Source organism: Mycobacterium sp. NTMscope_Eco_3, from assembly GCF_976985685.1.
On record NZ_CDRJYZ010000001.1, the window covers coordinates 4,761,193 to 4,779,940 of the forward strand.

Consider the following 18,748-nt stretch of genomic DNA (forward strand, 5'->3'; position numbering starts at 1 on the left):
AGTGGCATATACCAGCTAAGTTGGGTCCCGTGACGAACCCGCATTTTGCGTGGTTGCCGCCGGAAGTCAACTCGGCACTAATTTTCTCCGGTCCTGGTCCCGGGCCGCTGCTTGCTGCCGCGGCGGCGTGGGACGGGCTGGCCGAGGAGCTGGCGTCGTCGGCGTCGTCGTTTTCTTCGGTGACGTCAGATCTGGCCAGCGGGTCATGGCAGGGCGCGTCATCGGCCGCCATGATGACCGTGGCCAGCCAGTATGTGAGTTGGCTTTCCGCGGCGGCCGCGCAGGCGGAAGAGGTGTCCCACCAGGCCTCGGCCATCGCGACCGCGTTCGAGGTGGCGCTCGCGGCCACGGTGCAGCCCGCGGTGGTGGCGGCCAACCGGGCCTTGGTGTCGGCGTTGGCGGCCAACAATCATCTGGGCCAGAACACCCCGGCGATCGCCGACATCGAGGCGGCCTACGACCAGATGTGGGCCTCGGACGTCGCGGCGATGTTCGGGTATCACGCCGACGCGTCGGCCGCCGTGGCCAAGTTGCCGCCCTGGAACGAGGTGCTGCAAAACCTCGGCTTCTCCAACACCAGCACCGCCGTCACGCGCCCGGCCACGTCCGGCGCCGTCGCCCGCGGCTACACGTCGCGCATCGCCGGCTTCCTCACGCCGCCGGCGCCGCAGTAGGGCGGGGCCGCACCGGTTCGCGCCTATCCTGGAACATCATGCGTAGCAAGAAGAAGGTAGATTTCGCGGCGCTGGCCGACGCGCTCCCCGATTACCCGTACGCGTACCTGATCACGGTCGACGATGACTACCGCTCGCACACCGTGACGGTCGAACCCGAGTTGCGCGGCGAGACCCTCGAGGTCGGTCTCATCGGCGGCCGCACGCAGCAGAACCTGGCCCGGCGCCGCGACGTCACCCTGCTGTGGCCCCCCGCCGAGCCCGGCGGCTACTCGCTGATCGTCGACGGCGCGGCCGAGGTGTCCGGTGAAAACCGAGCCGGCGACGCCGTCCGGCTCACGGTCGCGCCCACGCGCGCGCTGCTGCACCGCGACGCCGACTCCCCCGATGCGGCCAAGGGCTGCCTGCACGACTGCGTCGTGTTCTCGCTGCCATCGGCCTGACGTCGTACAGTCTCATCCGTGAGCCGCATCGCACCCCTCGCCCCGCCGTGGAGCGAAGAGGACGCCGCCGGCATCAACAGCTGGGGCCACCCGGACCGCACCTACGAGCCGCTGCTGTTGGTGCGTTGCCTGCAGCGCCATCCGGCGCTGGCCTCCCGGCTCCGCAAGCTTGGCGAATCCCTTTACACCGCAGCGCTTTTGCCGCCCCGGACGCGGACGATCGCCATCCTTCGCATCTGCGCGCTGCTGCGCTGCGCCTACGAGTGGGGCGGCCAGGCCGCCTTCTGGGGTCCGATCGCCGGTGTCAGCGACGACGAGTGCGACGCGCTGGTATTGGCAGGCCCCGATGACCCGCGGTGGGGCGCGGCCGAGCGGACGCTGATCGCGGCCGTGGACGAGTGCGAGCGCACCGGCTCGTGGTCGGAGGAGACGTGGGAAGCGCTGGGCGGCTTTCTCGATGACGAGCAGCGGATCGAATTGCTCACGGCCGTCGGCTGGTACCGCACGATCTGCACGCTGTGCAATGCGCTCGCCCTTCCGGTGGAGGGCTGGATGCGGCGCTGGCCGCTAGCCGACTGAGCGGTCCCTGCGCAGGCTCGGATGCTGGTTCTTCAAGAGCGGCAACAACATTCGCCGCGGCATGAACTGAAACAGGCGGGTGCTGATCTGGCTCGGCAGCCCGGGGATCACGGTTCCGCGGTCGTGGTCCAGCGCGTCGATTCCGGCGCGGGCCACCTCACGCGACGGCTTCCACATGAACTTCGGGAACGCGTCCGCGAAGTCCCGCTCGTCCATGCCGGCGCTCTTCACGAATTCGGTGCGCACCGGCCCCGGGCACAGCACCGCGACGGTGACGCCGGTGCCGGCGAGTTCGCCGCGCAGCCCCTGGGTGTAGTTGTTGACGAACGCCTTGGTGGCCGCGTACCCGACCTGTCCCGGGAAGGGTTGGTAGCCCGCAGTGGAGCCAACGTTGAGGATCGCGCCGCGGCCGCGCAGCACCATCTGCTGGACCGCCCGGGTCGTCAGGTCGATGACGGCCTCGACATTGACCCGCACCTGCGCGATCTCGTCGGCGACGGGAATTTTCGTCACCGAGCCCATGGTGCCGATGCCGGCGTTGTTGACCAGGATGTCGACGGTCAGCCCGCGGCGCGCGACCTCGTCGAACAGGTCGGCGCGGGCGGTAACGTCCGCGACGTCGCAGGCGATCACCTCGACACGGACGCGGCCGGCGAGTTCGTCGGCCAAGGTCCGCAGCCGCTCCTCGCGGCGGGCGACGAGCGTCACGCCGTGGCCGCGGTCGGCCAGCTCGCGCGCGATGTCGGCGCCGATGCCCGACGAGGCGCCGGTCACGACGGCGGTGCTGGTGGGTGAGGGAGTCGGAAGCGCCACGCGTTCACCCTAGAGCGCCGAGTGTGAAGCCTGCGCGCCGAGCGTGAAACCAGGGCGGAAAGATCGCGAAATTCCCGCCGTGAGTTCACGCTCGGCGCGCACGAAAAAGCCCGGCCCCCAACGGGACCGGGCTTCTTCGTTGACTTCTTAGAAGTCCATACCGCCCATGCCACCGGTCGGGTCGCCGGCAGGTGCGGCGGCCTTCTCCGGCTTGTCAGCGACGACGGCCTCGGTGGTCAGGAACAGGCCCGCGATGGACGCCGCGTTCTGCAGCGCCGAACGGGTCACCTTCACCGGGTCGGCGACGCCGGCCTTGAGCAGGTCCTCGTACTCACCGGTGGCGGCGTTCAGGCCGGTACCGGGGGGCGAGTTGCGGACCTTCTCGGCCACCACGCCAGGCTCCAGACCACCGTTGAAGGCGATCTGCTTCAGCGGAGCCTCGAGCGCCACGCGGACGATGTTGGCGCCGGTCGCCTCGTCACCGGTGAGCTTCAGCTCGTCCAGCGACGGGGTGGCGTGCAGCAGGGCCACGCCACCACCGGCGACGATGCCCTCCTCGACGGCCGCCTTGGCGTTGCGCACGGCGTCCTCGATGCGGTGCTTGCGCTCCTTGAGCTCGACCTCGGTCGCGGCCCCGGCCTTGATCACCGCAACACCGCCGGCCAGCTTGGCCAGGCGCTCCTGCAGCTTCTCGCGGTCGTAGTCGGAGTCGCTGTTCTCGATCTCGCTGCGGATCTGGGCCACCCGGCCGGCGATGGCGTCGGAGTCACCGGCGCCCTCGACGATGGTGGTCTCGTCCTTGGTGACGACGACCTTGCGGGCCTTACCCAGCAGGGCGACGTCGGCGCTCTCCAGCGACAGGCCGACCTCTTCGCTGATGACCTGACCACCGGTGAGGATGGCCATGTCCTGCAGCATCGCCTTGCGGCGGTCACCGAAGCCGGGGGCCTTGACGGCCACCGACTTGAAGGTGCCGCGGATCTTGTTGACGACCAGGGTGCTCAGAGCCTCGCCCTCGACGTCCTCGGCGATGATCAGCAGCGGCTTGCCGGCCTGGATGACCTTCTCCAGCAGCGGGAGCAGGTCCTTGACGGTCGACACCTTGGAGCTGACCAGCAGGATGAAGGGGTCCTCGAGGACCGCTTCCTGACGCTCGGCGTCGGTGACGAAGTAGCCCGAGATGTAGCCCTTGTCGAACCGCATGCCCTCGGTGAGCTCGAGCTGCAGGCCGAAGGTGTTGGACTCCTCGACGGTGATGACGCCCTCGTTGCCGACCTTGTCCATCGCCTCGGCGATCAGGTCACCGATCGACTGGTCGCCCGCCGAAATCGCCGCGGTGGCAGCGATCTGGTCCTTGGTCTCGACCTCCTTGGCCGACTTGAGCAGGGTCTCGGTGACCTTCTCGACGGCCTTCTCGATGCCGCGCTTGAGACCCAGCGGGTTGGCGCCGGCGGCGACGTTACGCAGGCCCTCGCGGACCAACGCCTGCGCCAGCACCGTGGCCGTCGTCGTGCCGTCACCGGCAACGTCGTCGGTCTTCTTGGCGACTTCCTTGACCAGCTCGGCGCCGATCTTCTCGTACGGGTCCTCCAGCTCGATCTCCTTGGCGATGGACACACCATCGTTGGTGATCGTGGGGGCACCCCACTTCTTCTCCAGGACGACGTTGCGACCCTTGGGGCCCAACGTCACCTTTACCGCGTCGGCGAGGGCGTTGAGCCCCCGCTCGAGGCCGCGACGGGCCTCTTCGTCGTACGCAATTGTCTTGGCCATTGCGAAGTGATTCCTCCGAAATATGGGGTGACACACGGGGCGACCGTTTGTCGGGTCGCCCCATTGGACGCTGTGGCCGGGTGCAGTGCCCGCGACGGACGGCTCTGGGTGTCCCCGCTGACGCGGCCCAGGCCTCACCGTCCCGACCTAGCACTCACTGGTCGCGAGTGCCAAGTCATTCTTAGCACTCGCCTATGCCGAGTGCAAGAAGAAGGCCCGAGGAAGCGGCCCGCTCAGGGCAGGTCGAGCAGCTGCTCGTAGAAGCCGCCGAAGCCGCGCGGGCGGTCGACGAGATGGATCTCGAGAATCCAGTGGCAGACGCGGCCGCGCGGGTCGGTGCGGCGCATCCGCTTGTCCGAGCCGGGCATGATGTACCACTCGATGCCGGGGCCGGCGATCTTCTTGTGCGGGAACTCCCCCACCAGGTGACCGGCGATGCGGCTGGCCCATTCGAAGCCCTCCGCGCGGGCCACCCCCACGACGACGTCGAACAGCTCGGCGCCGGTGACGTCGGGATGGCCGGCGAAGTAGTCGCGCCCGGCCTGCCACACCCGGGGCAGCGCATCGCGGACGGCCTTTTTGTGCGGGTCGTCGCCCAGCAGGAAGGTCCGGCCGAAGTCGGCCTCCCACTCCTCGAAGATGGGCCCCAGGTCCAGGAAGACGATGTCGTCGTCGACGATCAGCCTGTCCGGCGGACGCTCGTGGAACGGTTGCAGCGTGTTCTCCCCGGCGCGCACGATCCGCCGATGCCAGTGCCGGGTCACGCCGAACATCTCTCCGGCGAGATCGTGGATCTCGTCGGAGAGCTGCTTCTCCCCGATCCCGGGGCGGATCATGGCCCGCCGCTCGATCTCGTCGAACAGTTGCGCCGCCTTGCACTCGGCGTCCAGCAGCCGTTGCACGCGCACTTCTTCTGCGGCCTCCATTACGGCGATGCTATGCGCACACTGGAACCATGTCCCTCGTCGTGCCGCCCTACCCGCCGGCCCGCTACACCCAGCAAGAGCCGGAGATCAGCGCCTGGCTCAAGCGCGCCGATCAGCCTCCCGACTACGAGACCTCCGGGGTCGCCTACCACTACCTGGCCAACCAACGAGACACCGCCGGCGACTACGGGCTGTACCGGGTCGACATCGCCCCGGCCGGCGGCGGACCCCCGGCCCATTTCCACCGGGCCATGTCGGAGGCCTTCTTCGTGCTCTCCGGGACGATGAAGCTCTACGACGGCACCGAGTGGACCGACGGCCACCAGGGCGACTTCCTCTACGTCCCGCCCGGCGGCGTCCACGGCTTCCGCAACGAGGCCGACGAGCCGGCGTCGATCCTCATGCTGTTCGCGCCCGGTGCTCCCCGCGAGGCCTACTTCGAAGGGTTCGCGGCGCTGGCCGATATGACCGACGAGGAACGCCGGGAGTGGTTCGTCCGCCACGACAACTACTGGGTCTGACTCGTGAGTATGTTTTGGGCCATGGCTTCCAACGACAAAGACAACCGCGCCTGGTCGGAGGGTGACGTCCCGGATCAGAGCGGCCGCGTCGTCGTCATCACCGGCGCCAACACCGGCATCGGGTACGAGGCGGCCGCCGTGCTGGCCCACCGCGGCGCCCACGTCGTGCTCGCGGTGCGCAACCTCGAGAAGGGCAACGCGGCCCTGTCGCGCATCGTCGCCGCCGAGGGCCAAGGCGACCGGAAAGTCGATGTCACGCTGCAGCAGCTGGATCTGACGTCGCTGGACGCGGTGCGGTCGGCCGCCGACGCGCTGCGCGCGGCCTACCCGCGCATCGACCTGCTGATCAACAACGCGGGCGTGATGTGGACGCCCAAGCAGGTCACCGCGGACGGATTCGAATTGCAGTTCGGCACCAACCATCTGGGCCACTTCGCGCTGACCGGGTTGCTGCTCGACCACCTGCTCGCCGTGCCGGACTCGCGGGTGGTGACCATCAGCAGCATGGGTCACCGGCTGCGGGCCGCGATCCACTTCGACGACCTGCAGTGGGAGCGCCGGTACGACCGGATCGCCGCGTACGGGCAATCCAAGCTGGCCAACCTGCTGTTCACCTACGAGCTGCAGCGCCGGCTGGCGGCTACGCCCGACGCGAAGACCATCGCCGTCGCCGCGCACCCCGGCGGCTCCAACACCGAGCTGACCCGCAACCTGCCGGCGATCTTGCGGCCCGCCGCGGCGGCGCTGGGCCCGGTGCTGTTCCAAAGCGCGGCCATGGGTGCGCTGCCGACGCTGCGGGCCGCCACCGATCCTGCCGTCCAGGGCGGACAGTACTTCGGCCCCGACGGCTTCCTCGAGCAGCGAGGCCACCCGAAGCTCGTCAGGTCCAGCGCCCAGTCCCACGACGCGGAACTGCAACGCCGGCTGTGGGCCGTCTCCGAAGAACTCACCGGCGTCAGCTTCCCGATCTGACGCGCGGATAATGGCCCCGATGCGATCAGTCGCGGAACATCAGCGTGTTGTCACCGATTTGATCCGTTCCCGGACGCCGGCTTCGGTCGCGCTGGCCGACGCCCAGGGTCTGGTGCTGGCCGAGGACGTGGTCGCCCAGTTGGCGCTGCCGGTCTTCGACAACTCCGCGATGGACGGGTACGCGGTGCGCGCCGAGGACACGTCGTCCGCCACGCCGGAAAACCCGGTGGTGTTGCCGGTCGCCGAGGACATTCCGGCCGGGCGCACCGACGAACTGACGCTGCAACCCGGTACGGCGCACCGGATCATGACGGGCGCCCCGCTGCCGGCGGGGGCGACGGCGATCGTCCCGGTCGAGGCCACCGACGGCGGGGTGGACGTCGTGTCGATCCGCGAACCCCGCGAGGCCGGCAAGCACATCCGGCGGGCGGGTGAGGACGTCGCCCCCGGCACCACCGTGTTGCGTCGGGGCCAGGTCGTGACGCCGGCCGTGCTCGGGTTGGCCGCGGCGCTGGGGATCGCGGAGTTGCCGGTGATCCCGCGCCAGCGGGTGCTGGTGATCTCGACCGGATCGGAGCTGGTGACGCCGGGCACCGCGCTGCGGCCGGGGCAGATCTACGAGTCCAACTCGATCATGCTGGCAGGGGCGGTTCGGGACGCGGGCGCCGAACTAGTCGCCGTCGCGACCGCCGAAGACGATGTGGCCCAATTCAGTTCGATCATCGACCGGTACGCGGCCGACTCCGACCTGATCATCACCAGCGGCGGCGTCAGCGCCGGCGCCTACGAGGTGGTCAAGGACGCCTTCGGGCGCGAGGGCGACCAGGGCGTGGAATTCGTCAAGGTGGCCATGCAGCCCGGCATGCCGCAGGGCGTGGGCCGGGTGGCCGGCGCGACGATCGTCACGCTGCCCGGCAACCCGGTCAGCGCGCTGGTGTCCTTCGAGGTGTTCATCCGGCCCGCGCTGCGCACGGCGATGGGCCTGCCGGACCCGGAACGCCCGCACCGGTCCGCCGTCCTCGCCGAGTCGCTGACCTCGCCGCGCGGCAAGCGGCAGTTCCGGCGCGCGGTGCTCAGCGACGACGCCAGCTCGGTCACCAGTTACGGCCCGCCGGCATCGCACCACCTGCGCTGGCTGGCGTCGGCGAACGGGCTGCTCGACATCCCCGAAGACGTCGTCGAGGTGCCCGAGGGAACCCGGCTGCAGGTCTGGGATCTGCGCTAGCCGGCGGGTGTGGCCACGTCCCGGTGGAATTCGTCGGCCTTGTCGAACGCCGGGGTGTAGCGGATCGCGATGGCCACGATCGACATCATCACCGGGATGGCGACCAGCGCCGCCGACAGCCCCACCCAGCCGGACAGGTGACCGATCAACGGCGGGCCGAGCAGGTAGCCCAGCCAACCGGTCGCCGCCACGATGGCGATCGCCGATCCCGCTTCGCTCGCGCCGTAAGCCGCGCTGAACGCGGTGGGCACCAGCAGCGCCACCCCGACGCCCAACGCGGCGAAACCCAGCACGCTCACGCCGGCGTTGGCGGTCGCCAGCGTCACGCCCATGCCCGCGACGGCCACCAGCGCCAGGGCCGGCAGCAGCCGGCGACTGGGCACCCGCGCGTGCAGCCGGGGCGCGCCGAACCGGGTGATCACCATCGTCAACGTGTAGGCCGCGTAGCTCAACGCGGCGACGCTCGGGCCGGCACCGACGACGTTGCGCAGGTAGTTGGCCGACCAGTCGGTGGCCGCACCCTCGCACAGAAACGACGCGAACGAGACCGCGGCCAGGATCGCGACCGTCGGCGTCATCCAGGCCCGCCCGCCCCGGGTACGCCCCGGCGACGCCCCGGCGTCATCGGCCGCATCGGGCATCAGGCGACGGGTGAGCGCCCCCACCGCGACCAGCACGACCGCCCCGAGGACCGTCAGCTGCGCGGTCAGCCCGATGCCCGCGCCGACGCAGGCCGCGCCGACCACCGCCCCCACCAGCGTCCCGACGCTCCACATGCCGTGAAACCGCGCCATGATCGGCGCCCGCGCGGCCCGTTCGACCGTCGCGGCCTGGGTGTTCATCGCGACGTCCAGCGCCCCCTGGAACGTCCCCCACAACGCCAGCGCCCCGAACAGCGCGGGACCGGACCGGGCCAGCCCCACCGTCGTCCCCGCGGCCGCATAGCCGGCGACCATGACCGGGATCAGCCGGTGGCTGCCCCAGCGGCGCAGCGCCCAGTGGCTTGCCAGCGTGGCCACGACCGATCCCAGCGGCGCGCCGAACAGCGCCGTTCCCAGCGCCGCGTCGGACAGTCCCAGCTCGGCCTTGACCCGCGGAATGTGGGCGGCCCACGACGAAAACACCAGACCGTGGGCGATGAATGCGGCGGTGACACCGCGTTTCGCCCGACGCACCGGCGTCGCCCACCGGTCGGCACTGTGCGGTTGCATGTCGAAGGTCAACGTTCCCTCTGCGGGCGTCCACGAATCAACCGCGGGCTCCGTAAGATGGCCGCGTGGCACGACGCCCCCGCACTATCGGCCCCACCGCTTCGGACCCGGGCTTCAGCCCCCAACACGCGCTGGAGCTGGTGCGCTCCGCCATTCCGCCGGTGCACCCGGCCGGGCGCCCGTTCATCGGCGCCGGGCTGGCGCTGGCCCTGGCCGGCCGCCGTCACCGCTGGGTGCGACGGGCGGGCCTGCTGGCGGCGGGCGCCTGCGCGGGGTTCTTCCGCCACCCCTCACGGGTGCCGCCCACCCGGCCCGGGGCCGTCGTCGCCCCCGCCGACGGCGAGATCTGCGTGATCGACTTCGCCACGCCGCCCGCGGAACTGAGCATGGGCGGCACCGCGCTACCGCGCATCAGCATCTTCCTTTCGCTGCTGGACGCCCATGTGCAGCGCGCACCGGTCAGTGGCGAGGTGGTCGCCGTGCAGCACCGGCCGGGCCGCTTCGGGTCGGCCGACTTGGCCGCCGCCAGCACCGAAAACGAACGCACCAGCCTGCGCATCCGCACCCCGAGTGGGGCCGACGTGGTCGCGGTGCAGGTCGCCGGGCTGCTGGCCCGGCGGATCATCTGCGACGCACACGTCGGGGACAAGGTGTCGATCGGCGACACCTACGGGCTGATCCGGTTCGGCTCCCGACTCGACACCTACCTGCCGGCGGGCTCCGAACCGCTGGTGAAAGTCGGCCAGCGCGCGATCGCCGGCGAGACCGTGTTGGCCGAGCTGCCATGATCAGCAAGCCGCGCGGACGGGCGGTCAATCTGCAGATCCTGCCCAGCGCGATGACGGTGCTGTCGGTGTGCGCGGGATTGACCTCGATCCGGTTCGCCCTCGAACACCAGCCCAAGGCCGCGATGGCGCTGATCGCGGCGGCGGCCATCCTGGACGGCCTGGACGGGCGGGTGGCCCGCATCCTGGACGCCCAGTCGCGGATGGGCGAGGAGATCGACTCGCTGGCCGACGCGGTGAACTTCGGCGTGACCCCCGCGATCGTGCTCTACGTGACGCTGCTGACCAACTCGCCGGCCGGCTGGGTGGTGATCCTGCTCTACGCCGTCTGCGTCGTGTTGCGGCTGGCGCGGTTCAACGCGCTGCAGGACGACGGCAGCCAGCCCGCCTACACGCACGAATTCTTCGTCGGCATGCCCGCGCCGGCCGGGGCGATCTCGATGATCGGCCTGATCGGGCTCAAGCTGCAGTTCGGTGACGGCTGGTGGACCTCGCCGCTGTTCCTGTGCATCTGGATCACCGGGACCTCGATCCTGATGGTCAGCAAGATCCCGATGCGCAAGATGCACGCGGTCGCGGTGCCGCCGAGTTGGGCCGCCCCACTGCTGGCGATCCTGGCGATCTGCGCAGCGGCGGCGGTGCTGGCGCCCTACGTGTTGATCTGGGTGATCATCATCGCCTACCTGTGCCACGTGCCGTTCGCCATCCGCAACCAGCGCTGGCTGGCCGCCCACCCCGAGGCATGGGACGACGAACCCAAGCAGCGTCGCGCCGCGCGCCGCGCGATCCGCCGGGCGCAGCCCAACCGCCGGTCGGTGGCGCGGCTGGGCCTGCGCAAGCCGGGCAGGCGCGTGCCGTGACGGCCGGCGGCTCCGGCGACGATGCGGGCCGCTCCGGGCCGCTGAGGAGCGGAGCCATCAATCCCGCGTCCCGTCAGCTCACCTTGACGGCTCGGCTGAACACCTCGGCCGTCGACTCCCGTCGCGGCGTCGTCCGGTTGCATCCGAGTGCCGTTGCCGCACTGGGGATTCGGGAATGGGACGCCGTTTCGCTGATCGGCTCGCGGACCACGGCGGCGGTCGCGGGCCTCGCCGGCCCGGACACGCCGTTCGGCACGGCGCTGCTCGACGACGTGACGCTGTCGAACGCGGGGCTGCGGGAGGGGTCCGCGGTGGTCGTCGGCGCGGTCACGGTCTACGGCGCGCGATCGGTGACGCTGTCCGGCTCGACGCTGGCCACCCAGTCGATCACGCCGGTCACGCTGCGCCAGGCCCTGCTCGGCAAGGTCGTCATGGTGGGCGACGCCGTGTCGCTGCTGCCCCGCGACCTGGGACCCGGCACGTCCACCTCGGCCGCCACCCGGGCGCTGGCCACCGCCGTGGGCATCAGCTGGACCTCGGAGCTGTTGACCGTCACCGGTGTCGACCCCGCGGGGCCGGTCAGCGTGCAGCCCAACTCGCTGGTCACCTGGGGCGCCGGCGATGTCGCGGCCGGCGCGATGACGTCGTCGCGGATCTCGGTCGAAGTCGCCCGGCCGGAGATGGTCGTCGAGGAACTCAAAGGCACCCAGCCGCAGGCCGCCAAGCTCGTCGAATGGCTCAAGCTCGCGCTCGACGAACCGCACCTGCTCAAGACTTTGGGCGCCGGCACCAACCTCGGCGTGCTGGTGTCGGGCCCCGCCGGCGTGGGCAAGGTGACCCTGGTCCGCGCGGTCTGCGGCGACCGCAGGCTGGTCACGCTGGACGGCCCGGAGGCCGGCGCGCTGGCCGCCGAAGAACGGCTCAAGGCGGTGGCCTCCGCGGTGCAGACGGTGCGCGACGGCGGCGGCGTCCTGCTGATCACCGACGTCGACGCCCTCCTGCCGGCCGCCGCCGACCCGGTGGCCTCGTTGATCCTGGGCGAGCTGCGTACCGCGGTGGCCAGCGAGGGCGTCGCCCTGATCGCCACCTCCGCGCGGCCCGACCAGCTCGATGCCCGGCTCCGGGCCCCCGACCTGTGTGACCGCGAGCTGGGCCTGCCGCTGCCCGACGCCGCCACCCGCAAAGCGCTGCTGGAATCGCTGCTCAAAAACGTCCCCGCCAGCGACCTGGATCTCGACGAGATCGCCTCACGCACACCGGGTTTCGTCGTCGCCGACCTGGCCGCGCTGGTGCGGGAGGCGGCGCTGCGCGCGGCGTCGCGGGCCAGCGCCGACGGCCGTCCCCCCGAGCTCAACCAGGAGGACCTGGTCGGCGCGCTGACCGTCATCAGGCCGCTGTCCCGCTCGGGCAGCGAGGAAGTGAGCGTCGGCGACATCACCCTCGACGACGTCGGCGACATGGCCGAGGCCCGGCAAGCGCTGACCGAGGCCGTGTTGTGGCCGCTGCAGCATCCCGACACCTTCGCCCGGCTGGGCGTCGACCCGCCGCGCGGGGTGCTGCTGTACGGGCCGCCCGGCTGCGGCAAGACCTTCGTCGTGCGCGCGCTGGCCAGCACCGGGCAGCTGTCCGTGCACGCCGTCAAGGGCTCCGAGCTGATGGACAAGTGGGTGGGCAGTTCGGAAAAGGCTGTGCGCGAGCTGTTTCGGCGCGCCCGGGACTCGGCGCCCTCGCTGGTCTTCCTCGACGAGGTCGACGCGCTGGCGCCGCGGCGCGGGCAGAGCTTCGACTCGGGCGTCACCGATCGGGTGGTGGCCGCGCTGCTGACCGAGCTCGACGGCGTCGATCCGCTGCGCGACGTCGTCGTCCTGGGCGCCACCAACCGGCCGGATCTCATCGACCCCGCGCTGTTGCGCCCGGGCCGGCTCGAGCGGCTGGTCTTTGTCGAACCGCCCGACGCGGAGGCCCGCCGCGAAATCCTGCGCACCGCAGGCAAATCGGTTCCGCTGAGCGCCGACGTCGACCTCGACGAGGTGGCCGCCCGGCTCGACGGCTACAGCGCCGCCGATTGCGTGGCGCTGCTGCGGGAGGCCGCACTGACCGCCATGCGCCGATCCATCGACGCCACCGACGTGACGGCGGCCGACCTCGCGGCCGCGTGCGAAACCGTCCGTCCCTCTTTGGATCCCGCGCAGGTCGAGTCGCTAAGGGGTTTCGCCAAAGCTCTTTAGCACCGCCAACGCCGAGGCCGCGACGTCCTTTTCGAGCCACGACGGCATCGGATCGTCATGGGCGTGGCGCCGCACCACCGCGTAGGGCAGGTCGGCGACCGCGCGCGCGACGGCGTCGACGGAACGCGGCCTGGCGTTCCCGTACAGCTGCCGGGCCAACGCCGCGATCCGCTCGGTCAGCGGGGCGTTCATCGCGGCAAGCGTCTGCCGGAAGGCCGCGTCGGGTTCGTCGTCGAGCAGGTCGCCCGGCCGGATCGTCAACAACAGCCGGGCATCCTCGGGCAGGGCGCGCGCGAAGCCGACGGCGGCCACCGCCATCGCCACGGCAGTGTCTGCCGGCGTCTCCCCGTCGGCGGCCAGCGCCCGGGCCTGGAAGCGTTCCAGCGCGCGCAGCCACGCCGCCGTCAGGATGCCGTCGCGGTTCCCGAACCGGTGATACAGCGTGCCCGCCGGCGCACCACTGGTTTTCGCGATCGCGGCCACGCTGGCCGCGCGCGGTCCGCCGCCGAGCACCAGCGCCCGGGCGGCGTCGAGGATCACATCGGTTTCATGCTTCCGCGGAGGCGCCATGATCTAGTACAGTCCTTCTATATGGAACGGTTACCCTATATCGACGAGCATGCCATAACGATCGACGCACACCGCGCAGACACGTGGTCGGCGCTGCTGCGGGTGATGTGCCGCGACCCGCAGGACCCGACGACCGTGCCGGTCGGCTTCGTCCTGGACGAAGCGCGCGCACCGGCGCGGTTCGCACTGAAGGGCCGCCACTGGTTCGCGGTCTACCGGTGGGTGTTCGAGCTGGACGAGCTCGACGGACGCACCCGGCTGCGCGCGGCGACCTGGGCGGCCTTCCCGGGCATTTACGGGAAGGCGTATCGGGCGCTCGTCATCGGCACCGGCGCGCACCGCGTCGTCGTGCGGCGCACGCTGAAACGCATTGCGGCGAAGGCCAGTTCACGCAGGGCGTCGGTCCCGTGACACCGGGCCTGGCGTGGGGGGTCAGGCCCGGGGAGCGAACGACACCACTGCCCTGCGACGGTCTCCTGCCCTCGGCCGGCGTCCGGGCGGACCGCGCGATCAGCATCGCCGCGCCACCGTCGATCGTGTTCGGTTGGTTGTGCCAGTTGCGTGTGGCGCCGTACAGCTACGACAGCCTGGATAATCTCGGCCGCCGCAGCCCACGCCGACGCGACCCGGAGCTGACGCGCCTCGAAGTCGGGCAGCGATTCATGACCATCTTTGTGTTGCGGTCGTTTCTCGGCGGCCGGCAGATCACGTTGCGGTCCAAGGGTGTCGCCGTCACGTATGCGATCCGGCCCGACGGGGCGGGCTCGCGGCTGCATGCGCGCGTGTTGTTCGCCGGGCCTCGGCTGTTCGCTCACGCCCTGGCGCTGGGGGACCTGGTGATGATGCGCAAGCAGTTGCTCACCCTGAAGTCACTGTCCGAGACCGAAGCTGACCGCCGCCGGTTTCCCTCTCTCACACCAGCGCGCTCCCATCCCAGAACGGGCTCAACCCGCTCCAGACGCGGTTGGTGATGTGGGAGTCGAGGGTCCGCGTCGCATCGATGAGTGGGTGGTCCTCGCCGAGCACACGAACACCGTCATCGATGAGCTTTCGGGTACGCGCGGCGGCCGGGTCGAATTCGTGGCCGTTCCATAGCCACCAGGCGAGGTAGTACCTCCATTGCAAGGTTTCGATGTGATCGTTCCCCAGCGTGCGGGCGCTGCGGGCGAGCGCCCGTTTCACTTCCACCGCGTGTTCCATGAGGTCTTCGCGCTCCGAGCGTTGTTCGTCGGCGTCTTCGGCGACTTTGGCCAGGGCGTCGTCGTCGAGATTGCCCGGGTTCATCCAGTCCCGGCCGGGCACGACATCGATGTCGCGGTCTTCGGATTCGGCGTCGACGAACAGATCGAAAGCAATGTTGCGCGTCTCGTTGACGCTGTCTTCCCATTCGGCGCGGGCTGCTCCGAGTTTTTCGCCGGCACCCGTTGCCATTGGATGCTGTTCACCGAGAACACGCACGAGATCCTCAGCCAGGACCTCCCATTCGGAAATTCGCTCGATTTCGTTGGCCGTCTCCGGCGTCCATGCAGCGCGGTTGTAGCGGGCGATCAGCGTGTGCTCGTGGTCGTGACCGAGCGTGTTTTGCAGGGCGACGATCAGCGCATCGAACTCGTTGAGGGTGTGAGCGTTGATACCCTCGGCCTCACCCAGCCACGTCAGCCGCGACAGTTGCGCGGCCAGGGTGTGGGGATGGTGTTCGCCGAGCAGTCGCCGGCGGTAGCCGACGACAATCAGCGCGTCGGTGCTGGCCCCGAAGGGGTCCCCGAGGTCGTGGCGGGCCAGGGCCACCCCGTAGGCGGCGGACAAGGCTAATTCGTTACGGGGGCCGAAGACCCGTGTCTCGGCACCGCATAACTGCACCCAGCGCAGCAGCCGACCGGCGGGATCACCGCCGGCATCCTCGGCCGTGGCCAATGTGTGGGTAGCCCATAACGTGTCCGCGTGCTCGACGCCGAGTACCCGCGTCATCACCGGGACGAGCTCGCGCAGCTCATCGACGCTGCCCTCGTCCCCGCGGTGGTAGCGCCAGATCGCGACCAGCCCCGCCACGCCAAGGGTGGAGGGATGTTCGTCTCCGAGTGTTTCGCGCCTGACGGCCAGTACCTGGCTCGCGTCGTGGACGGCACCGAGGCTGTCCCCGGCCGTCCAGCGCGCCGACGCCAGCGCGAGCAGCGCGGTCAGGGTTGACTCGTGATGGGGCCCGAATGTGGCAAGCGCCGAGCGCCATTCCGTGTTGGCGCGTACCACGGGATCGCCCGCGTCGGCGGGTTGATCTGGGCCGTCAGTCATGTGCACTCCTTTTCGTCATGCCAGTCTCCGGCTCCCGTGCCCGCGCCGCCAGTCACCGGCGGTTAAGATTTTGCAGCCGCGAACAAGCCACGGCGATAGGTTGGTCCGCATGACCGAGCGTCCAACGGCCCTGCAGATCGTCGAGGGAATCGACCTGTCCGGCAAGACATGTGTGATCACCGGGGCGTCGTCGGGGCTGGGCCGCGAGTCGGCGCGGGCGCTGGCCGCCGCGGGGGCACACGTCATCCTGGCCGCCCGCAACCCCGACGCGCTGGCGGAGACCGCCCGGTGGATCGCGGCCGAGGTTCCGGCCGCCCGGACGTCGACGGTCTCGCTCGACCTCACCGACCTGTCCAGCGTGCGTGCGGCGGCCAGCGCGATCGCCGACATCACGCCGATCGTCGACGTGTTGATGAACAACGCCGGCGTCATGTTCACGCCATTTGGCCGGACCCGGGACGGCTTCGAACTGCAAATCGGGACAAATCATTTCGGGCATTTCGAGCTCACCCGGCTGCTCGTCCCCCGCCTTGCCGCCGCCGACGGCGCCCGGGTGGTGATCCTGTCCTCCGGCGGCCACGTGATGGGTGACGTCGACGTCGACGACCCCAACTGGGAGCGTCGCGAATACGACAAGTTCGCCGCCTACGGCGCCTCCAAGACGGCGAACGTCCTGCACGCGGTCGAAGCCGACCGGCGCCTGCGCGACGCGGGAATCCGCGCCTACGCCGTGCATCCGGGCACCGTGGCCACCTCGCTCGCGCGGTACATGTCGCGCGCGGACTTCTCGCGGCTGCGCCGCCTCGTCGCCGAAACCAGCCGCGAACCCTCCGACGGCTTCCTCGATTTCGTCATGCCCGAACACGGCGCGGCGACGCAGGTGTGGGCCGCGGTCAGCCCCGAGCTGGCCGGGCGGGGCGGCCTCTACCTGGAAGACTGCGGGATCGGGGAGGCCGCGCCGCATGCCCGCGACGGGCGGCGCGCGGCCCAACTGTGGGGACTCTCCGAAAGACTTTGCGCCACACGGTGACTCGGTCACGGATCGGGAAGCGGCAACCAATCCCGCGACAGCCGCGCGGTGAAATTCGGTGGGCGGCGCTCCAGGAAGGCGGCGACACCCTCGCCGGCGTCGGCGCCGCCCATCACCCGTTCGTGCAACCGGGTTTCCAGCGCGGCGACCTGCCGCGGTGTGTAGTGATGGATCGCGCTGTCCCACAGCAGGCGTTTACACAGCGCGGCCGACATCGGCGCCACGTTGACCGCGATGTCGCGGGCCACCGTCAGCGCGTGCTCGAGCACCCGCTCGGCGGGCAGGGCCCGCGTGGCGACCCCGAGCGTCACGGCCTCGGCCCCGCCGAACGTCCGCCCGGTGAGCAGGATGTCGGCGGCCACCCCCAGGGTGGTCAGCTGGGTGAGCGTCCAGTGCGCCATGCAGTCGGGGATCACGCCCCGGCGGACCTGCACCACACCGTATTTGGCGTCCTCGGCGACGACGCGAATGTCGGCCTGCAACGCGATCGTCAGCCCGATTCCGATGGCGTGCCCGTTGACCGCGGCGATCACCGGCTTACGCAATTCGAACGCGGCCGGGGTGATCGGCGACGCCGAGAACGTGCCGTCGGCGGCGGGCGCGTCAAACGGGCTTGCGGCGGTGGAAAAGTCCGCGCCGGCGCAGAAAGCGCGTCCCGCTCCGGTCACCACGATGGCCCGCACGTCGTCGTCGCCGTCGCAATCCCGATAAGCCCGGCTCAGCAGCGCGCCCATCTCGGCGGTGTAGGCGTTGAGATGATCGGGCCGGTTGAGCGTGAGTATCGCCACGCCCGAGTCGATTTCGACCGTCAGGTCATCGCTCATGGCAGGGCCGGCGCCCGCTGCACGGCGCCGATCAGGTCGGCGATGTCGGCGTCGCGCGGGGTGTAGCCGGGGAAGTAGCAGCACACCTCCCCGGCGTGCCGGCCGAACCGCGCGGCGATCTGTTGTGCGCATTCCTCGGGCGTGCCGACGATCCCGATCCGGGCCACCATTTCGTCGCTGATCAGCCGGCGCATCTCGGCGAAGCGGCCCTGCTTGGACAGCGCGTTGAGCTCCGGCTGGACGTCGGCCCAGCCCTCGACCTGCAGCACGGGCAGGTAGGCCGGCGTCGACCCGTAGAACGCGATGAGGGTCGCCACCCCGTTGACCGCGGCCGCCAGATCGGCCTCGTCGCGGCCGACGGCGACCATGGCCTGGGCGATGATGGTGAACTCGCCGGACTCCCGCCCCGAACGGCGCAGCCCCTCGCCGATCGCGGGAACGGTGCGTTCGGCGAAGTGGCGGGCGCTGTTGAACGGCATCATTAACAGACCGTCGGCGACCTCGGCCGCGGTGCGGGTCATCACCGGGCCCAGCGCGCCCAGCAGCACCGGCGGCGGGCCGAACGGGTTGGGGCCGGGGTTGAAGTTCGGCGCCATCACGGTGTGCGTGTAGAACTCGCCACGAAAGTCCAAGCGGCCCTGGCCTTCCCAGGCGTCGAAGATGGCCTTGATCGCCGCAATGGCCTCGGCCATCCGGGCCGCGGGACTGTCCCACTTACTGCCGTAACGCTTTTCGATGTGCACCTTGATCTGTGAGCCGAGGCCGAGGCGGAACCGCCCGCCGCTGTAGCACTGCAGATCGTAGGCGGCGTGCGCCAGGTGCAACGGGCTGCGCGGCGGGGCGATCGCCACGTTCGTCATCAGGTCCAGGCCGGTCGCGCCGGCGGCGAGGAGCAGCGGGAAGAAGACATCGTGCTGGCCTTCGAACGTGAACAGGCCATCCGCACCCGTCGCGGCGATGTCGGCGGCGCTTGCCGCCGCGCCCGCCGGTGAACCGTCCACCTGGAGGTGAACCTTCATCGTATG

The 18,748-nt window shown here is 70.4% G+C and carries 20 protein-coding genes; 12 read left to right on the plus strand and 8 right to left on the minus strand.

Annotated features, from left to right (window positions below; translation table 11 throughout):
* The first annotated feature begins 29 nt into the window (after positions 1–29).
* Genes AC0KTM_RS22050 through AC0KTM_RS22060 form a run of 3 tightly spaced genes read left to right on the plus strand, consistent with a single transcriptional unit; the run spans position 30 to position 1,696 of the window.
* On the plus strand, positions 30–674 hold the full coding sequence (locus tag AC0KTM_RS22050) for a PPE family protein (RefSeq protein ID WP_472408531.1): 645 nt from the start codon (positions 30–32) through the stop codon (positions 672–674).
* Positions 675–712: 38 nt separating this feature from the next.
* On the plus strand, positions 713–1,117 hold the full coding sequence (locus AC0KTM_RS22055; RefSeq protein ID WP_225328395.1) for an FtsZ/tubulin family protein: 405 nt from the start codon (positions 713–715) through the stop codon (positions 1,115–1,117).
* Between the two features lie 18 nt (positions 1,118–1,135).
* Positions 1,136–1,696 (plus strand): carboxymuconolactone decarboxylase family protein, encoded by a 561-nt coding sequence (locus AC0KTM_RS22060; RefSeq protein ID WP_238956935.1) that lies wholly within the window; start codon positions 1,136–1,138, stop codon positions 1,694–1,696.
* Here AC0KTM_RS22060 and AC0KTM_RS22065 read toward each other — a convergent pair.
* The 3 genes from AC0KTM_RS22065 to AC0KTM_RS22075 all read right to left on the minus strand — a co-directional run bounded on the left by AC0KTM_RS22065 (position 1,685) and on the right by AC0KTM_RS22075 (position 5,208).
* The gene (locus AC0KTM_RS22065) at positions 1,685–2,509 is read right to left on the minus strand and encodes an SDR family NAD(P)-dependent oxidoreductase (RefSeq protein ID WP_238956936.1); all 825 of its coding nucleotides are present in this window, start codon (positions 2,507–2,509) and stop codon (positions 1,685–1,687) included. The two genes, AC0KTM_RS22060 and AC0KTM_RS22065, sit on opposite strands and share 12 nt — an antisense overlap.
* Before the next feature lie 147 nt (positions 2,510–2,656).
* The gene (gene groL, locus AC0KTM_RS22070; RefSeq protein WP_225328398.1) at positions 2,657–4,282 is read right to left on the minus strand and encodes a chaperonin GroEL; all 1,626 of its coding nucleotides are present in this window, start codon (positions 4,280–4,282) and stop codon (positions 2,657–2,659) included.
* Between the two features lie 233 nt (positions 4,283–4,515).
* Positions 4,516–5,208 carry a M24 family metallopeptidase gene (locus AC0KTM_RS22075; protein WP_472416665.1) on the minus strand — a complete coding sequence of 231 codons (693 nt, stop codon included), beginning with the start codon at positions 5,206–5,208 and terminating at the stop codon, positions 4,516–4,518.
* Positions 5,209–5,237: 29 nt separating this feature from the next.
* On the opposite strand from AC0KTM_RS22075, the gene AC0KTM_RS22080 reads away from it, so the two are divergent.
* The 3 genes from AC0KTM_RS22080 to moeA are packed head-to-tail and all read left to right on the plus strand — an operon-like array spanning position 5,238 to position 7,926.
* Positions 5,238–5,729, plus strand: a complete 492-nt coding sequence (locus AC0KTM_RS22080) for a cupin domain-containing protein (RefSeq protein ID WP_472416667.1) — start codon at positions 5,238–5,240, stop codon at positions 5,727–5,729.
* Between the two features lie 21 nt (positions 5,730–5,750).
* Positions 5,751–6,701, plus strand: a complete 951-nt coding sequence (locus tag AC0KTM_RS22085; RefSeq protein ID WP_472416668.1) for an SDR family NAD(P)-dependent oxidoreductase — start codon at positions 5,751–5,753, stop codon at positions 6,699–6,701.
* Positions 6,702–6,720: 19 nt separating this feature from the next.
* Entirely contained in the window at positions 6,721–7,926 is a 1,206-nt protein-coding gene (gene moeA / locus AC0KTM_RS22090) for a molybdopterin molybdotransferase MoeA (RefSeq protein ID WP_472416670.1), read from the plus strand.
* Here the strand turns inward: moeA and AC0KTM_RS22095 are convergent.
* Complete coding sequence (locus AC0KTM_RS22095; protein WP_472416672.1) at positions 7,923–9,137, minus strand: MFS transporter; 1,215 nt, start codon at positions 9,135–9,137, stop codon at positions 7,923–7,925. The genes moeA and AC0KTM_RS22095 overlap by 4 nt on opposite strands.
* A gap of 65 nt (positions 9,138–9,202) precedes the next feature.
* Between AC0KTM_RS22095 and AC0KTM_RS22100 the strand changes: the two genes are divergently transcribed.
* The 3 genes from AC0KTM_RS22100 to AC0KTM_RS22110 are packed head-to-tail and all read left to right on the plus strand — an operon-like array spanning position 9,203 to position 13,010.
* Positions 9,203–9,925, plus strand: a complete 723-nt coding sequence (locus tag AC0KTM_RS22100; protein ID WP_472416674.1) for a phosphatidylserine decarboxylase — start codon at positions 9,203–9,205, stop codon at positions 9,923–9,925.
* On the plus strand, positions 9,922–10,782 hold the full coding sequence (gene pssA / locus AC0KTM_RS22105; RefSeq protein WP_225328405.1) for a CDP-diacylglycerol--serine O-phosphatidyltransferase: 861 nt from the start codon (positions 9,922–9,924) through the stop codon (positions 10,780–10,782). The genes AC0KTM_RS22100 and pssA overlap by 4 nt, the downstream gene beginning before the upstream one ends.
* A 56-nt stretch (positions 10,783–10,838) precedes the next feature.
* Positions 10,839–13,010 (plus strand): AAA family ATPase, encoded by a 2,172-nt coding sequence (locus tag AC0KTM_RS22110; RefSeq protein WP_238957401.1) that lies wholly within the window; start codon positions 10,839–10,841, stop codon positions 13,008–13,010.
* Here AC0KTM_RS22110 and AC0KTM_RS22115 read toward each other — a convergent pair.
* Complete coding sequence (locus tag AC0KTM_RS22115; protein WP_238956942.1) at positions 12,984–13,580, minus strand: TetR/AcrR family transcriptional regulator; 597 nt, start codon at positions 13,578–13,580, stop codon at positions 12,984–12,986. The two genes, AC0KTM_RS22110 and AC0KTM_RS22115, sit on opposite strands and share 27 nt — an antisense overlap.
* A 21-nt stretch (positions 13,581–13,601) precedes the next feature.
* On the opposite strand from AC0KTM_RS22115, the gene AC0KTM_RS22120 reads away from it, so the two are divergent.
* Positions 13,602–13,991 carry a hypothetical protein gene (locus tag AC0KTM_RS22120; RefSeq protein ID WP_238956943.1) on the plus strand — a complete coding sequence of 130 codons (390 nt, stop codon included), beginning with the start codon at positions 13,602–13,604 and terminating at the stop codon, positions 13,989–13,991.
* Complete coding sequence (locus tag AC0KTM_RS22125) at positions 13,988–14,551, plus strand: hypothetical protein (protein ID WP_238956944.1); 564 nt, start codon at positions 13,988–13,990, stop codon at positions 14,549–14,551. Before AC0KTM_RS22120 ends, AC0KTM_RS22125 begins: the two co-directional genes overlap by 4 nt.
* Here the strand turns inward: AC0KTM_RS22125 and AC0KTM_RS22130 are convergent.
* Entirely contained in the window at positions 14,493–15,869 is a 1,377-nt protein-coding gene (locus AC0KTM_RS22130) for a tetratricopeptide repeat protein (RefSeq protein WP_238956945.1), read from the minus strand. The two genes, AC0KTM_RS22125 and AC0KTM_RS22130, sit on opposite strands and share 59 nt — an antisense overlap.
* 109 nt (positions 15,870–15,978) lie before the next feature.
* On the opposite strand from AC0KTM_RS22130, the gene AC0KTM_RS22135 reads away from it, so the two are divergent.
* Entirely contained in the window at positions 15,979–16,899 is a 921-nt protein-coding gene (locus tag AC0KTM_RS22135) for an SDR family NAD(P)-dependent oxidoreductase (protein WP_238956946.1), read from the plus strand.
* Between the two features lie 5 nt (positions 16,900–16,904).
* Here the strand turns inward: AC0KTM_RS22135 and AC0KTM_RS22140 are convergent, their stop codons facing one another.
* Positions 16,905–17,723 (minus strand): enoyl-CoA hydratase-related protein, encoded by an 819-nt coding sequence (locus AC0KTM_RS22140; protein ID WP_238956947.1) that lies wholly within the window; start codon positions 17,721–17,723, stop codon positions 16,905–16,907.
* Positions 17,720–18,742 (minus strand): TIGR03617 family F420-dependent LLM class oxidoreductase, encoded by a 1,023-nt coding sequence (locus AC0KTM_RS22145; RefSeq protein ID WP_238956948.1) that lies wholly within the window; start codon positions 18,740–18,742, stop codon positions 17,720–17,722. The genes AC0KTM_RS22140 and AC0KTM_RS22145 overlap by 4 nt, the downstream gene beginning before the upstream one ends.
* Between the last annotated feature and the right edge of the window lie 6 nt (positions 18,743–18,748).

What these genes read in the sequence shown, in the direction of transcription:
- AC0KTM_RS22095 (WP_472416672.1), bottom strand. Translation starts at nt 9,137, where the DNA reads ATGCAACCGCACAGTGCCGACCGGTGGGCGACGCCGGTGCGTCGGGCG.
- AC0KTM_RS22145 (WP_238956948.1), bottom strand. Translation starts at nt 18,742, where the DNA reads ATGAAGGTTCACCTCCAGGTGGACGGTTCACCGGCGGGCGCGGCGGCA.
- AC0KTM_RS22130 (WP_238956945.1), bottom strand. Translation starts at nt 15,869, where the DNA reads ATGACTGACGGCCCAGATCAACCCGCCGACGCGGGCGATCCCGTGGTA.
- moeA (WP_472416670.1), top strand. Translation starts at nt 6,721, where the DNA reads ATGCGATCAGTCGCGGAACATCAGCGTGTTGTCACCGATTTGATCCGT.
- AC0KTM_RS22120 (WP_238956943.1), top strand. Translation starts at nt 13,602, where the DNA reads ATGGAACGGTTACCCTATATCGACGAGCATGCCATAACGATCGACGCA.
- AC0KTM_RS22085 (WP_472416668.1), top strand. Translation starts at nt 5,751, where the DNA reads ATGGCTTCCAACGACAAAGACAACCGCGCCTGGTCGGAGGGTGACGTC.
- AC0KTM_RS22115 (WP_238956942.1), bottom strand. Translation starts at nt 13,580, where the DNA reads ATGGCGCCTCCGCGGAAGCATGAAACCGATGTGATCCTCGACGCCGCC.
- AC0KTM_RS22140 (WP_238956947.1), bottom strand. Translation starts at nt 17,723, where the DNA reads ATGAGCGATGACCTGACGGTCGAAATCGACTCGGGCGTGGCGATACTC.
- groL (WP_225328398.1), bottom strand. Translation starts at nt 4,282, where the DNA reads ATGGCCAAGACAATTGCGTACGACGAAGAGGCCCGTCGCGGCCTCGAG.
- AC0KTM_RS22055 (WP_225328395.1), top strand. Translation starts at nt 713, where the DNA reads ATGCGTAGCAAGAAGAAGGTAGATTTCGCGGCGCTGGCCGACGCGCTC.
- AC0KTM_RS22080 (WP_472416667.1), top strand. Translation starts at nt 5,238, where the DNA reads ATGTCCCTCGTCGTGCCGCCCTACCCGCCGGCCCGCTACACCCAGCAA.
- pssA (WP_225328405.1), top strand. Translation starts at nt 9,922, where the DNA reads ATGATCAGCAAGCCGCGCGGACGGGCGGTCAATCTGCAGATCCTGCCC.
- AC0KTM_RS22135 (WP_238956946.1), top strand. Translation starts at nt 15,979, where the DNA reads ATGACCGAGCGTCCAACGGCCCTGCAGATCGTCGAGGGAATCGACCTG.
- AC0KTM_RS22075 (WP_472416665.1), bottom strand. Translation starts at nt 5,208, where the DNA reads ATGGAGGCCGCAGAAGAAGTGCGCGTGCAACGGCTGCTGGACGCCGAG.